14 protein-coding genes are annotated in these 13,928 nt (G+C 61.1%); 9 read left to right on the top strand and 5 right to left on the bottom strand.

Features of this window, described 5'->3' with window-relative positions; genetic code table 11:
• Nucleotides 1–109 precede the first annotated feature (109 nt).
• The 3 genes from kdpC to QOL84_RS24905 all read left to right on the top strand — a co-directional run bounded on the left by kdpC (nucleotide 110) and on the right by QOL84_RS24905 (nucleotide 4,195).
• Nucleotides 110–655, top strand: coding sequence for a potassium-transporting ATPase subunit KdpC (gene kdpC / locus QOL84_RS24915; protein ID WP_129394930.1), 546 nt, complete (start codon nucleotides 110–112; stop codon nucleotides 653–655).
• 141 nt (nucleotides 656–796) lie between these two features.
• Complete coding sequence (locus tag QOL84_RS24910; protein ID WP_129394929.1) at nucleotides 797–3,448, top strand: sensor histidine kinase; 2,652 nt, start codon at nucleotides 797–799, stop codon at nucleotides 3,446–3,448.
• Between the two features lie 48 nt (nucleotides 3,449–3,496).
• Entirely contained in the window at nucleotides 3,497–4,195 is a 699-nt protein-coding gene (locus QOL84_RS24905) for a response regulator (RefSeq protein ID WP_283438915.1), read from the top strand.
• Nucleotides 4,196–4,224: 29 nt separating this feature from the next.
• On the opposite strand, the gene QOL84_RS24900 is transcribed toward QOL84_RS24905, so the two are convergent.
• Nucleotides 4,225–5,265: a patatin-like phospholipase family protein gene (locus QOL84_RS24900; RefSeq protein ID WP_129394927.1), complete on the bottom strand. Its 1,041-nt coding sequence runs from the start codon at nucleotides 5,263–5,265 to the stop codon at nucleotides 4,225–4,227.
• Nucleotides 5,266–5,482: 217 nt separating this feature from the next.
• On the opposite strand from QOL84_RS24900, the gene QOL84_RS24895 reads away from it, so the two are divergent.
• The 3 genes from QOL84_RS24895 to QOL84_RS24885 all read left to right on the top strand — a co-directional run bounded on the left by QOL84_RS24895 (nucleotide 5,483) and on the right by QOL84_RS24885 (nucleotide 7,612).
• On the top strand, nucleotides 5,483–5,761 hold the full coding sequence (locus QOL84_RS24895) for a hypothetical protein (protein ID WP_129394926.1): 279 nt from the start codon (nucleotides 5,483–5,485) through the stop codon (nucleotides 5,759–5,761).
• 79 nt (nucleotides 5,762–5,840) lie between these two features.
• Entirely contained in the window at nucleotides 5,841–6,608 is a 768-nt protein-coding gene (locus tag QOL84_RS24890) for a CHAD domain-containing protein (RefSeq protein ID WP_283438914.1), read from the top strand.
• A gap of 209 nt (nucleotides 6,609–6,817) precedes the next feature.
• A complete protein-coding gene (locus QOL84_RS24885; protein ID WP_283438913.1) occupies nucleotides 6,818–7,612 on the top strand; it encodes an acyl-CoA thioesterase in 795 nt (264 codons plus the stop codon).
• Between the two features lies 1 nt (nucleotide 7,613).
• Here QOL84_RS24885 and QOL84_RS24880 read toward each other — a convergent pair whose 3' ends face one another.
• The 3 genes from QOL84_RS24880 to QOL84_RS24870 form a co-directional block, all read right to left on the bottom strand.
• Nucleotides 7,614–7,979 (bottom strand): DUF962 domain-containing protein, encoded by a 366-nt coding sequence (locus QOL84_RS24880; protein WP_129394923.1) that lies wholly within the window; start codon nucleotides 7,977–7,979, stop codon nucleotides 7,614–7,616.
• 187 nt (nucleotides 7,980–8,166) lie between these two features.
• On the bottom strand, nucleotides 8,167–9,648 hold the full coding sequence (locus QOL84_RS24875) for a methyl-accepting chemotaxis protein (protein WP_283438912.1): 1,482 nt from the start codon (nucleotides 9,646–9,648) through the stop codon (nucleotides 8,167–8,169).
• A gap of 174 nt (nucleotides 9,649–9,822) precedes the next feature.
• A complete protein-coding gene (locus QOL84_RS24870; protein ID WP_129394921.1) occupies nucleotides 9,823–10,629 on the bottom strand; it encodes a TatD family hydrolase in 807 nt (268 codons plus the stop codon).
• Nucleotides 10,630–10,865: 236 nt separating this feature from the next.
• Between QOL84_RS24870 and QOL84_RS24865 the strand changes: the two genes are divergently transcribed.
• The 3 genes from QOL84_RS24865 to QOL84_RS24855 all read left to right on the top strand — a co-directional run bounded on the left by QOL84_RS24865 (nucleotide 10,866) and on the right by QOL84_RS24855 (nucleotide 13,390).
• Nucleotides 10,866–12,287 (top strand): MltF family protein, encoded by a 1,422-nt coding sequence (locus tag QOL84_RS24865; protein ID WP_283438911.1) that lies wholly within the window; start codon nucleotides 10,866–10,868, stop codon nucleotides 12,285–12,287.
• A gap of 111 nt (nucleotides 12,288–12,398) precedes the next feature.
• Nucleotides 12,399–12,833 (top strand): DoxX family protein, encoded by a 435-nt coding sequence (locus QOL84_RS24860; RefSeq protein WP_008079893.1) that lies wholly within the window; start codon nucleotides 12,399–12,401, stop codon nucleotides 12,831–12,833.
• A gap of 248 nt (nucleotides 12,834–13,081) precedes the next feature.
• Nucleotides 13,082–13,390: a class I SAM-dependent methyltransferase gene (locus QOL84_RS24855; protein WP_129394919.1), complete on the top strand. Its 309-nt coding sequence runs from the start codon at nucleotides 13,082–13,084 to the stop codon at nucleotides 13,388–13,390.
• A gap of 6 nt (nucleotides 13,391–13,396) precedes the next feature.
• Here the strand turns inward: QOL84_RS24855 and greB are convergent, their stop codons facing one another.
• Nucleotides 13,397–13,894, bottom strand: a complete 498-nt coding sequence (greB, locus tag QOL84_RS24850) for a transcription elongation factor GreB (protein WP_129394918.1) — start codon at nucleotides 13,892–13,894, stop codon at nucleotides 13,397–13,399.
• Nucleotides 13,895–13,928: the final 34 nt, after the last annotated feature.

The following is a 13,928-nucleotide window of genomic DNA, read 5'->3' as shown; positions in this document are numbered from 1 at the left end:
GATCGGCTCCCTTTCCCCTCGCCCCCTTGTGGGAGAGGGCTGGGGTGAGGGGGAAACGATCCCCCTGACACCCCACAAAAGTTTGCCCAACGAATTCGAGGATTATGAAATGTCCACAATGATACGTCCGGCCCTGAGCCTGCTGGTGCTGATGACCTTGATCACTGGCGTTGCCTACCCACTGGTGGTGACCGGTGTTGCGCAAGTCGCGTTTCCCGCACAGGCCAATGGCAGTCTGGTCCATGACGCCGACGGCAAGGTCCGTGGCTCGTCGCTGATCGCCCAGGATTTTGTCGGCGATGCGTGGTTCCATCCGCGTCCATCCGCCGGTGCGTTTGCCACCGTTTCCAGTAGCGCAAGTAACCTGGCGCCGAGTAATCCGGCCCTTGCCACGCGAGTGATCGATGACGCCAACAAGCTCCAGGTGCCTGGCCAGGGCCCGGTGCCATTGGCACTGTTGACCACCTCCGGCAGCGGCCTCGATCCGCACTTGCCACCGGCGGCAATTGCCTATCAACTGGCGCGAGTCGCGACGGCGCGAAACCTGCCGGTGGCGACTTTGCAGCAACTGCTTGATGCGCACATCGAACAGCCGTTGGTGGGGCCGCCGGTGGTCAATGTGCTGGAGCTGAACATGGCACTGGAAAAGCTGTAGAAGATGATCATTCCCACGCTCTGCGTGGGAATGTATCAATGGACGTTCCGCGTCCGCTTTGGTGGGACGCAGAGCGTCCCGGGCTGCATTCCCACGCAGAGCGTGGGAACGATCATTCAAAACCGCACAAGGCAATCCCAGATGAGCGACTCCGGCCGCGCCGACGCGCTGTTAGCAGACCTGCCCCGCGACGGCCGTGGCCGGCTCAAGGTATTCCTCGGCGCCGCCCCCGGTGTCGGCAAGACTTACGCGATGCTCCAGGCCGCCCACACGCAACTGCGTCAGGGCGTCAAAGTCATTGCCGGCGTGGTTGAAACCCATGGCCGCGCCGAAACCGAAGCGTTGCTTGGCGGCTTGCCGCAGCAACCGCTGGTGCGTTCGGAATACCGTGGCGTGATGCTCGAAGAAATGGACCTCGACGGCATCCTCGCAGCCAGACCGAAGCTGGTGCTGGTGGATGAACTGGCGCACAGCAACGCCCCCGGCAGTCGACACACCAAGCGCTGGCAAGACATTCAGGAATTGCTCGCCGCCGGCATCGACGTGTTCACCACGGTCAACGTCCAGCACCTCGAAAGTCTCAACGATCAGGTGCGCGGCATTACCGGTGTGCAAGTGCGCGAAACCCTGCCGGACTGGGTCTTGCAAGAGGCCTATGAACTGTTGCTGATCGACCTGCCGCCACGCGAGTTGCTCGAGCGTCTGCGCGAGGGCAAGGTCTATGTGCCGGAGCAGGCGCGGGCGGCCATCGATGCGTTTTTCACCCAGACCAACCTCACGGCATTGCGCGAACTGGCGATGCAAACCGCCGCTGCGCAGGTCGATAACGATCTTGCGCAAGGTTATCGCCAGCTCGGTCAGGCCGCGCCGGCAGTGCGCGGGAGGCTGCTGGTCGGCGTCGACGGCGATGCTCAGGCCGAACGTCTGGTGCGGCATGCCAGTCGTGTAGCGCAACGTCGGCATCTGCCGTGGAGTCTGGTGCATGTCGACAACGGCAGCGTGCGTGACGAGCAATCGCGTTTGCGTCTGCAAAACGCGCAACAATTGGCCGAACGCCTCGGTGGCGAAGTGGTTTTACTGCGCGCCGGTGAAGTGGCGAAAACCCTGATCCAGCATGCCGCCGAGCGTCGTGCGAGCCTGGTGCTGGTCGGCCAGTCCCGGCCGAGTTTGCGCCGTCGCCTGTTTGGCGGTGGCTTGGCCGCGCGTCTGTTGCGTCAGGCCCATGGCCTGGAAATCAACGTCCTCGACAACGATCATCAACACCCGCAATCGCGTCCGCGAAGCCCGCTGACACTGGTGTGGTTTGACTATGCCCTGGCGCTGGTCGCGACGGTGCTGGCCAGTGCCTTGGCGTGGGCAGTGTCGAGTGTGCTGCCGTTGCCGAACATCTCGCTGGTGTTCCTCGCGGCGGTGTTGCTGGTGGCGGTGCGCAGCAGCCTAGGCCCGGCGCTGGCCTGTGCGGCGCTGTCGTTTCTGACCTACGATTTTCTGTTCATTCCGCCGAATTTTTCCTTCAGCATCCAGCGCGAAGAAGACGTGCTGACCTTGCTGTTTTTCCTGCTGATGGCGGCGCTCACCGGTAACCTTGCAGCGCGCCAGCGCCGGCAATTGCAGGCGTTGCGCGACACTCAGGAAGAGACCACCGAGTTGCTCGACCTGTCGCGAAAATTGACGGCCGCCACCGACCGTCAGGCTGTGGTCAGCGCCGCCGCGCAACACCTCAATGGCTGGAGCGATCTGCAGCTGTGCCTGCTCAATCGCGATGGCCAGAACGGCTGGAAAGTCGAGACCGGTGGCCCGCTGCAATTTACCGAGTCCGAACGCGCCGCCGCCGACTGGGCCTGGCAACACGATCAACCGGCGGGCATGGGCACCGGCACGTTGCCGCTCGGGCGTTGGTGGTGGTGGCCGCTGTCGGTTGAGGACGGGCCGCTGGCATTGCTCGGTGTCTGCGCCAAAGAGGGCCAGACCTTGAGCGGTCAGCGTCGGCGTTTGCTCACCGCGCTGAGTCAACCGCTGGCGCAAGCGCTGGCCCGTGCGCAACTGGCGGATGATCTGGAAGCTGCACGCCTGCATGGCGAAACCGAGCAATTGCGTAGCGCCTTGCTGGCCTCGGTGTCGCATGATTTGCGCACGCCACTGACGGCCATGCGCGGCAGCATCGACAGCTTGCTCGCACTTGGCGAAGCGATCCCGCTGGAGGATCGCCGCGAGCTGCTCGAAGGCACCCGCGATGAAGCCGAACGTCTTGATCGCTACATTCAGAATCTGCTCGACATGACTCGTCTCGGCCACGGTGCTCTGAAACTGGCGCGGGACTGGGTATCACCCGCCGACATTGTCGGCAGTTCGCTCAATCGCCTGCGCGCGGTGCTCGCGCCGTTGCAGGTCAGTACCGAGGTGCCGGCCGAGTTGCCGCTGCTGTTCGTGCATGCCGCGCTGATCGAACAGGCGCTGGTCAATGTCATGGAAAACGCCGCACGGTTCTCACCGCCTCACGGTCGTCTGGAATTGCGCGCTGGCGCCGATGACCAAGAGATTTTCTTCTCGGTCAGCGACGAAGGGCCGGGGATTCCCGAAGACGAGCGGGCGAAGATTTTCGACATGTTCTACACCGCTGCACGCGGTGATCGCGGCGGCCAGGGCACCGGTCTCGGGTTGGCGATCTGTCAGGGTATGGTCGGCGCGCACGGTGGGCGGATCAGCGTTGCCGATGGCATCGAAGGGCGCGGCACCTGCATCACCTTGCACTTGCCCTTGCAGGCGCAACCGGGGATGGATGATGAAGCCTGAATTCGCCTGCGCTACTCTCTTGCCAATCTTTTCTGTTGATGTGAATCCATGAGCCAGACCGCGACCATTTTGGTCATCGACGACGAACCGCAAATCCGCAAGTTCCTGCGCATCAGCCTCGCTTCGCAAGGCTACAAAGTGCTTGAGGCCGGCACCGGTGCCGAAGGCCTCGCGCAAGCGGCGCTGAATAAACCGGACTTGTTGGTGCTCGACCTCGGCCTGCCGGACATGGACGGCCAGCAAGTGCTCCGTGAGTTTCGCGAATGGGCCACGGCGCCAGTGCTGGTGCTGTCGGTGCGTGCCAGCGAAGGGCAGAAAGTCGAGGCACTGGATGGCGGCGCCAACGACTACGTGACCAAGCCGTTCGGGATTCAGGAATTTCTGGCGCGGGTGCGGGCACTGTTGCGCCAGGCGCCAGCAGGAGAGGCGCAGCAAGCGGCACTGAATTTCGGCCCGCTGACGGTTGATCTGGCGTATCGGCGGGTGTTGCTCGACGGCGTCGAAGTAGCGCTGACCCGCAAGGAATATGCGGTGCTGGCGCAACTGGCGCGGCATCCGGGGCGAGTGATCACCCAGCAGCAACTGCTCAAGGATATCTGGGGGCCGACCCACACCGAGGACAGTCATTATCTGCGGATTGTGGTGGGGCATTTACGCCAGAAACTGGCGGACGATCCGACCCGGCCACGGTTTATCGTGACCGAGGCAGGTGTTGGTTATCGGTTGTTGGAATCTTCTCCAATGTAGGAGCTGCCGAAGGCTGCGATCTTTTGATCTTATTGCTGCTGCTCACTCTCATACCGATCCAGCGTATCGCGCGCAATCTCGCGGCCCAGCGCGATCAACTCCGGCGCCTTGTAAAACTCGAAAAACCGGCAAACCCGCTTCGGCACGTTGATCAGAATATCCGGCGGATACCCGGCAATCTTGTACTGCGCCAGCGAGGTCTGCATCACCTCGAAACTCTGGTTGATCAAGTCCAGCAGCGACGCCGGCCCGACGTTATCGATGATGAACGAACCGGTCGCGGATTTCGGCGCGCCTTCACGCTCCGGAGCTGCCGCCGGTTGCTGGTTCTCCGGCTCTGCACCTTCGAGCCACGGATTGATCTCAGCGGCCTCGGCACGCAAGGCTTCCTGCTCCAGTTTCAGTAACTGCTCGGCCTGTTTGCGGCGGAACGGCATCTTCGAACCCAGCGAGTTGATCAGGCTGTCGAAGCGCGAACGGAATGCCGGCGGACGTTCGATCACCGGCAATTTGTAATGGCGCTGGTTGGTCGAGTTGAGATTGACCGCAATGATCAGATCGCAGTGGCTGGAGACCACCGGCACGATCGGCAACGGATTGAGAATGCCGCCATCGACCAGCATGCGATTGCCTTGCATCACCGGTGTGAACAGGCTCGGAATCGCTGCCGAGGCGCGCATCGCCTGATGCAGGCAACCTTCCTGGAACCAGATTTCCTGTTGATTGGTGAGGTCGGCAGCGACGGCGGTGTAGGGGATGCGCAGGTCTTCGATATTGATCTCGCCGACGATCTTGCGAATCTGCCCGAAGACCTTCTCGCCGCGAATCGCGCCGAGGCGAAAACTGACATCGACCAGACGCAACACATCGAGGTAGTCGAGGCTTTCGATCCAGCGGCGATAGTCATCGAGCTTGCCAGCCGCATAGATCCCGCCGACCACCGCACCCATCGAACATCCGGCAATGCAGGCGATGTCATAACCGCGTCGTTCAATCTCTTCAATGACCCCGATATGGGCGTAGCCCCGGGCGCCACCGGAGCCCAGCACCAGTGCGACACGCTTTTTCATCAAACTTCCTCCCGACAAGGTTGCACAATGCACCCATCGGGCAGGCGGCTCAATCGTCGAAGTCGTCGGGTGCGCCGCTGACGTCGTTTTTTCGATACTCAGTGACCCTTCGGCGCTATCCTTTTCGCCAGCGCAGATTTACCCGCCGGCAAGGCACTTTTCCCCGGCCTGACCGTCTTACCTGCACGACTGTTGACCAATCTTTGAGGTGTGAGTGATGAAAGCCTGGATCTGTGTGCCGTTGATTGCCCTGGCATTGGCCGGTTGCGCCGGTAAAACCGCTTACCGCGACAGTTGCGGCAGCCAGCTCGACGCCGCCTGGCATGAACTGGATCTGGCCAAGGCCGAAGGTTTTGCCGGCACCGTCAGTTATTCCAAAGCGCTGTCGCTGTTGACCGCAGCCAAAACCCAACAGCAATTTGAAGGGTTCGAAGGCTGCAGCAGCAAAGCCGAGAAGGCGCGCTTCTACATTCGCGAATCCCGCGCCGGGCGCTAAGCTGCTGACCTGAAGCAAGGATGCAGGCTTGGCAAAGCGCCAGACTCATCCCCCAGGCCATTTGATACGGGAGCAAGAGATGTCTGCGTTAGTTGACCGCTTGGTGGCTCATGTCCTGAGCCTTGAGGTGCGCTTGCTGGCCTGTCAGGCGCGGTTGACCGCGCGCACCGATCCCGAGGCGCTGCACGATCTGCGCACCACGGTACGCCGCTTGCGTAGCCTGTTGCGGCCATTGCGCGGTTTGCCGGGGGTCGAGCAACTCGAAGACGCAGCGTCCGCTGTCGGCCAATTGACCACACCGTGGCGCGATCGCGAAGTGCTTGCGGACTATCTGCTGAACCATCAGCAACCGGAAGCTGCGCAACGGCGCATGGCGCAGATGGCCGAAGCTTATCCGGCACTGGCGGCGAGTGCGGAAGTGGCCTCGTTGCTGATGATTCTCGACGCCTTCCCGCGCTTTCTGCGTGCCTCTCAGCGTCAAGGCCTGCTCAAGGGCCTGGACCGGCGCATCGAAAAGCGCCTGGGCAAACAATGGCACAATCTCGATGCAGCGCTGCGTGATCCGGCGCACGACCGCCATCGTCTGCGTCTGCTGATCAAACGGGTGCGCTATGGCATCGAAGCCTATCCCGAACTGGATCGCCTGCCGCAAGCGGCACTGGCGCGTTTGAAGTCTGCGCAAGGCGCGCTGGGCGACTGGCATGATTGCTGGCAGTGGCTGGCGAAAGCCGAGCTCGAAGCGGATCTGCAACCCTGCGTGGCGACGTGGCAGGCGACCATGATCAAAGCCGAAATCAAGGCTGATCGCGTACTCGAAAAACTCAGCTCAACCTGCTTCAAATCCTGAAAACCACACATCCCCTGTAGGAGCTGCCGCAGGCTGCGATCTGTTGATCCTGTTTTTAAACAGATCAACATCAAAAGATCGCAGCCTGCGGCAGCTCCTACAAGGACGTGGTGTCTGATCTGTCAGTCTCTTTGACCGGAATAGACGCTGCGGCCCCGTCTTGAGCTGGTTAAGATCCCTGCATCCACTTTTCGTTTTCTGAGGTTGCCATGCGCTTTTGCGATCTGCTCGATGCCGTCCGCCGCGATCCCGAACTGACCATTCCTGCCGAATGGGCTCAAGGTCGCGCCAGTTTCGGTGGCCTGGTCGCCGCGCTGCAATATGAAGCCATGCGCGCCAAGGTGCCCGCCGATCGCCTCGTGCGTTCGCTGGCGATCACCTTTGTCGGCCCGGTCGAGCCAGACGTACCGGTGCGCTTTGAAGTCGAGGTGCTGCGCGAAGGCAAAGCGGTCAGCCAGGTGCTGGGGCGGGCGGTGCAGAACGGTCAGGTCGTGACGTTGGTGCAAGGCAGTTTCGGTGCCTCGCGCGCCTCGGAGGTGGCGGTCGCAGCGCTGCCGGCCCCGCAGATGAAACACTGGGACGAATGCCAGGAACTGCCGTTTATCAAAGGTGTTCTGCCGGAGTTCATGCGTCATCTGGCGATGCGCTGGAGCATCGGTGGCCTGCCATTCAGCGGCAATGATTCGCGGGAGATGGGCGGTTGGGTGCGCCTGCGCGGCGACGTCAAGGAAGAACCGGTGAGCGAGGCGCATATTCTCGCGCTGGTCGACGCCTGGCCGCCGTCGCTGTTGCCGCACCTGAAGAAACCGGCCATGGGCAGCACGCTGACCTGGACCATCGAATTCGTTCAGCCGTTACGGCCATTGAGTACGCTGGACTGGTGCAAATATCGCGTGGAAACCGAATACGCCGCCGACGGCTACGGGCATGCCGCCGCCAAGCTGTGGAGCGCGGAAGGTGAGCTGATCGCCATGACCCGTCAGACTGTCACGATCTTTGCCTGAATCAATGCCGACGGTGGCGCTCACGCCAGGCGCGCCACCAGCCGCCACTGAGAAAAAACCTTGGAAAGGTCAGGAACTGCTCGACCAGCAAACGTGACACGGCATCTTTGCGATCACTGAACGGCTCGGAGGCCTGCGCCTCCAGGCTGTGACCGTGACGCTGCAAACCCAACGCGGCGATGATGCCGATCACACCGATGGCGACGCTGGCCAGGCTCAGGCTGAACACTCCGGAAACGATCAGCAAAAACGCCACGATGAACAGCGGCACGGCAAGCAGGTGCAATACCAGATTGGTCGGGTGCTGATGGTTGTTCGGGTACGCGCGCCATTGCCACGCGGGAAGGTTGGGGTGACGTTTGCCCATGTTGACTACTCCTCGATCCATGTTGAACACATGGTTGAAGAATAGGCCGGGGCGCGGAGCGCGGCGAATCAAGCTTGGCTATTGGCATCATAGTAATGATGGACAAAAAAGATCGCAGCCTTCGGCAGCTCCTACATTGAAATGCGTACACCAGTAGGAGCTGCCGAAGGCTGCGATCTTTTGATATTCAAAGCTTCAACTGCCCAATCGCCTTGCTCAATTCTCCAGCCAACGTCGCCAACTCATTACTCGTCGTCGCCGAATCCACCGTTTGCTGCACCGTGTTCTCGGTGACATCGCGAATGCTCACCACCGCCCGGTTCATCTCTTCCGCAACCTGACTTTGCTGTTCCGCCGCCACGGCAATCTGCGTATTGCTCTCGCGCATCTGCGCCACCGCTCCGGTGATTTCCGCCAGCGCTGCGCCGGCCTCCTGCGCTTGCTGCACGCAATCGTCAGCCTTGTACGAACTTTCCTGCATGAAATCCACCGCGTCGCGGGTGCCGGCCTGTAACGCCGAAACCATGGTGGTGATCTCGTCGGTCGAGGCCTGCACTCGTTTGGCGAGGTTGCGCACTTCATCGGCGACCACCGCAAAACCCCGACCCATCTCACCGGCGCGGGCAGCTTCGATGGCAGCGTTCAAGGCCAGCAGATTGGTCTGCTCGGCAATGCTGTGAATGACGCTGACCACACCGTTGATCTTCTGGCTGTCCTCGGCCAGGCGCTGAATCATCTCGGCTGTCTGCTGCACACCGCTGGACAGGCCAGCAATCGACTGCTGCACGCGGGCGACCACTTGCTGACCGCTGCCGGCGAGGCCGTCGGCAGTCTGCGACAGATCGCGGGTGGCGCCGGCGTGTTGGGCGATGTGGTAGACGGTGGCGGTCATTTCATTGATCGCGGTGGCGGCCTGATCGGTTTCGCTTTGCTGGCCGAGCATGCCGTGGCGCACCTCGTTCATGCTCGACGCCAGCCGCGCCGCGCCGACATCCAATTGCCGGGCGGTGTTGGCCACGGTGCTGACCACGCGCTGATAACCAGCCTGCATCGCGTTGAACGCATTGGCCATCTGCCCGACTTCGTCTCTACCGGCCAACGGCACGCGGGCCGAAAGATCGCCGCTTTTCTCGACGTGGAGCATGACGTCCTTCAAGGTGTTGAGCTGACTGAGCAGAAAACGGATCAGCAGTTGCGAAGCACCGAGCATCGCCAGCATCAGAATAAACACCGCGACCGCGTAGTTGGCGAAACGCTCGCTGAACACCTGGCTCAGGCTCGGGCCATGAGCAATCACGGCGACCTGTTGGCCATCGGCGCGGCTGAACACTTCGGCGCCCATCAATGGGTTATCGCCAAACAGCGGCATGTGATTGATCTCGATCCAGCCGTTGCTGTCGGTGATCTCCAGCAGCGGTTGATCGTTGAGGCGCGGCGCTTCACCGCGTTTGAAGGTCAACACCTGATCAGTTTTGGGCAGGGCCTGACTGCCTGGCCAGGCCTTGAGCAATTGCGCCTGCGCTTGCGCAGATGCCTGCGAAGCGTGGCTGCGTGCCTGTTGCTCGAGTTGTACGGCGTACAACACCAGCAGCAGGGTAGTGACGAAGGCGACGGCATTGACCGCCCAGAATTTGTACTTCAGCGAGATATTGCTAAGCCAGGCACCCATGGAGGTCTTCTCTGATAGCGGAAACAGTTTCGGCAAGGTGCCAGCATTGTGCCGCTATGCAGGAAGGGGGATTTGATGTGGGTCAACAGATTAAAAGATCGCAGCCTGCGGCAGCTCCTACAGGGGTACGCCATCCCAATGTAGGAGCTGCCGAAGGCTGCGATCTTTTACGAATTACACCAATGTCGGCAGATTGAAAAATGCGCGAGCGCAAGCCGTCGTGTGCGCTGCCAGATCGTCTTCGCTTTCGCCACGATGCAACGCCACCTCACGCAGCACTTCTGTCAGATACGCCGGCTCGTTACGCCCGTTCTTCGGCTTCGGCCGCAAGGTGCGCGGCAGCAGATAGGGCGCGTCGCTTTCCAGCATCAGCCGTCCACGCTTGATCTCCTTGACCAGCGGATGCAAATGCGTGCCGCGACGCTCGTCACAGATCCAGCCGGTAATGCCGATGTGCAGATCCAGATCGAGGTAGCTGAACAAGGCCTTTTGCTCGCCGGTGAAGCAGTGCACCACCGCAGCGGGCAGTTGATCGCGGTAGTCCTTAAGGATTTCCAGCAGGCGCTGACTGGCATCGCGCTCGTGCAAAAACACCGGCAATTGCAGTTCAACGGCTAACGCCAAATGCTCTTCGAGCACTTTTTCCTGCTGCGGGCGCGGGGAGAAATCACGATTGAAATCCAGCCCGCATTCACCCACGGCGACGACGCTGGACTCCTTCAGCAGGCTGCGCAGGCGACGGGCGCTGTCGGCGTTCCAGTCACTGGCCGAATGCGGGTGAATACCGGCGGTGGCGAACAGGCGCTGGCCGCTCTCATCGAGTCGCTGGCACAGCTCCAGGGCCTGCTCGCTACCCTCGACGCTGGTGCCGGTCAGCACCAGTTGGCAGACCCCGGCGGCGTAGGCGCGGTCGAGTACGGCCTGGTGTTTGTCGGCGAAACTTGGGTTGGTCAGGTTGACGCCGATATCGATGAGTTGCATGGTTGCTACCTCGGGCCGAAGGCCGGAAAGCATACCAGAGCTGTAGATTCAGAAGAAAAGCCAAGAACTACAACGAGTTATAGCTGTCTCTTGATGCCGCGAGGCAAGCCGGTCTGGCAACGATGCCATCACTGTGCCAGTCTCTCGCACGTTGCCAGCGCTCCAGGCGCTCTGTTTTCGTCGGTGATTTCGACCGTTCAGCGGTGAAATTGCCCCGTATTCTTTCCGGAGAGTGGATGATTCGTCCCTCGATTTTGCTGTTGTTGTGTGCCTCGTTGCTACTGCCGATGACGGCGGTTGCGCGCCTGCCCGGGCCACTGCAAGCGGTGCCGGCCGCCAAGGTGCGCGACCTCTCGGAGATTCGCAGCAGCCGCGTGCTGCGCGTGCTGGTCAATCAGAGCCGCAACAGCTCCGGCGAAGTCCAGGGCCAGGCCATCGGCGTCGAATACCATCGCCTGCGCGCCTTCGAGCAATACCTCAATGGCCATGCCCGCGATGGCCAGGAAATCACCCTCAAGATCATTCCCAAAGCCAAGGATCAATTGCTCGGCGCCTTGCAGCGCGGCGAGGGTGATCTGGTGGCGCCGGGCGAGTTGCTCGAACTGCAGGCGGGCCATGCGGTCGCCAGCAGCGAACCGATTGCCAGCAACGTGCCGCTGGTGCTGGTCGGCATCAAGGGCGAGCGACGCTACACCAAGGTCGAACAACTCTCCGGTAAAACCCTCGCGTTGCCGACCGGCAGTGCGGCGGGGGAGGCGGTCAGTCAGCTCAACCAGAAACTGGCGTTGCACAAACTGGCGCCGATCAAGATCGAATGGGTCGATCCGACACTGGCCGTTGAAGACGTGCTGGAGATGGTCCAGGGCGGGATTTTTCATCTGACGATTGTCGAGCAACCGATCGCCGAACGATGGGGCAAGATCCTGCCGAAGTTGCGTTTCGACCGGCAGATGATAATCAGCGAGCCGGGCGAGGAATACTGGTTCGTGCGTCGTGATGCGTCGATGCTGCGAGCGAGCATTGATCGCTTTCTCAGCGGTTACAAGAAGCCCTCGAACGAGGATGTAGCGTTTCTGCGCATCTACCGCCGTCTCTATCAAGTCCACTATCCATTGGCCAAGGCCGACCGCCAGCGCCTGGAAAAACTGCGTCCGACCCTGCAGAAACATGCCGCTGCGCAGAACATGGATTGGCTGAACCTGGCGGCGCTGGCGTTCAAGGAATCCGCGCTGCAACCCAGTGCCCGCAGCGGCAGCGGCCCGACCGGGCTGATGCAAATCACACCGTCCGCCGCGCAGCGTGTCGGCGTCAATAACATCCAGAATCTCGATGCGAACGTGCAGGCCGGGGCCAAGTACCTGGCGATGATCCGCCGCAAGTTTTTCAACAGCCCCAAACTCAACGAGCGCGAGCGCATGGCCTTCACGCTGGCCGCCTACAACATCGGCCCGGAACGCGTCCAGGGCATGCGCGCTGAAGCCCGGCGGCGTGGGCTGAATCCGAACCAGTGGTTCTTCCAGGTTGAGCGTATTGCCATGGAGCAGGTGGGAATGGGGCCCGTCAGCTATGTTAATAGCGTGAACAAGTATTTCCTGGCGTTCGACCGGGAGCGGGAGTCGTTGGAGCCCGGAGGCCAGAAGGTGGCTTCGCGCAAATGATCAAATAAACTGATTGTTATGGCGAAATAATTGCGCTTTTAACATTTGGTTTACTGATTAATATAGCGGCCAACTAACACACATAACTTCTCGCAAAACAAGGAATGCACCATGAGCTCTCTGATCAACAAGGTACTGTTCACCCGCGCCGGTTACGGTCTGACCATTCTGCGCATCGCCGTCGGCGTGATCTTCGCTGCTCACGGTTCGCAGAAACTCTTCGGTCTGTTTGGTGGGTACGGTCTGGCGGGCACCGCGCAATACATGGACAGCATCGGTCTGCACCCGGGTTATGTCATGGCCACTTTGGCCGGCGGTACCGAGTTCTTCGCCGGTCTGGCCTTGATCATCGGTCTGCTGGTACGCCCGGCGGCGTTGGGCCTGACCTTCCTGTCGCTGGTGGCAATCTTCACCGTGCACATCGGCAACGGTCTGTTCATGGCCAACAACGGTTACGAGTTCGCTCTGGCCCTGCTCGGTGGCAGCCTCGCGGTGCTGATCGAAGGTGCCGGCAAGCTTTCGGTGGATCGCGCCATCGCCGGTTAAGCGCTCTGGCTCAAGCAAAAGGCCCGCATTGTGCGGGCCTTTTTTGTTGCGGCTGATTCTTGACACTGATCGGTCACGTTCTCTAGGATGTTGCTCATGCGCCGATTTAAACAGCTACTTGCGGGGCGCCAGGTGACTTCAACAGTTGCCGTCAGAAGCCGGAACAGGGCTTCGAAATACCGCTAAAGCGCTGGTTCGGTGTTGCCTCTCACCTGCCATGCAGACTTTTGAGGCAGAGACACGACACGATGAATGCACTACGCCCTCCAGCACGTCCCGCGCCGATCACGGCACATATCACCCAGCGCAACCCGAAAATCCTGCTTGGCGGCAAACACCAGCCGACGCTGTTGCGTTATCTCGATGGCTGGCCACGTCGCAGCGGCGGTCCTGCCGCCTTCCTGATCCAGTTCGTTGAACACGGTGAATCGCTGGCGCGTTTTGCCAGTGACAGTTTCGATCTGGCGGTGATTCAGGCACCCAACACTGAAGACGCCCCGGAAATGATCAAGCAACTGGTCCGCGTCGCGCGGCAGGGGTTGATCACCCGCCGCTGACAGGCTTTACGGGTAATCGATCGCCACGATGTAGACGAGTTGCTCACCGGTCGGCGTCTGCACCCGCACTTCGGCGTCCAGCGCCTTGCCGATCAGAGCGCGGGCCAGAGGCGAGTCGATGCTGATCAGGCCCAGTTTCAGATCCAGTTCATCCGGGCCGACGATGCGGTAGCGCGATTGCTTGCCGTCTTCGTCTTCGATGGTCACCCAAGCGCCGAAGTAGACCTTGTTCGGATCGCTGGGCTTTTCGCTGACCACCTTGAGTGCTTCCAGGCGTTTGGTGAGGAAGCGCACGCGACTGTCGATCTCGCGCAGCATCTTTTTACCGTAGGTGTACTCGGCGTTTTCCGAGCGATCGCCCTGAGCCGCCGCCTCGCTGACCGATTGCGTCACCTGCGGGCGACGCACGTGCCACAGCTCATGGAATTCGGCGCGCATCCGCGCTTCACCTTCAGGGGTGATCAGTGCGGTGCCGGCGGTGCGAGGAGGGCGATAACGGCTCATGGCAACTTCTTGTGGTTGAGAGCGCCTGAGTCTA

It is taken from the genome of Pseudomonas helmanticensis (assembly GCF_900182985.1).
Lineage (GTDB): Bacteria > Pseudomonadota > Gammaproteobacteria > Pseudomonadales > Pseudomonadaceae > Aquipseudomonas > Aquipseudomonas helmanticensis.
This window is presented reverse-complemented; position numbering and strand designations above follow the sequence as displayed.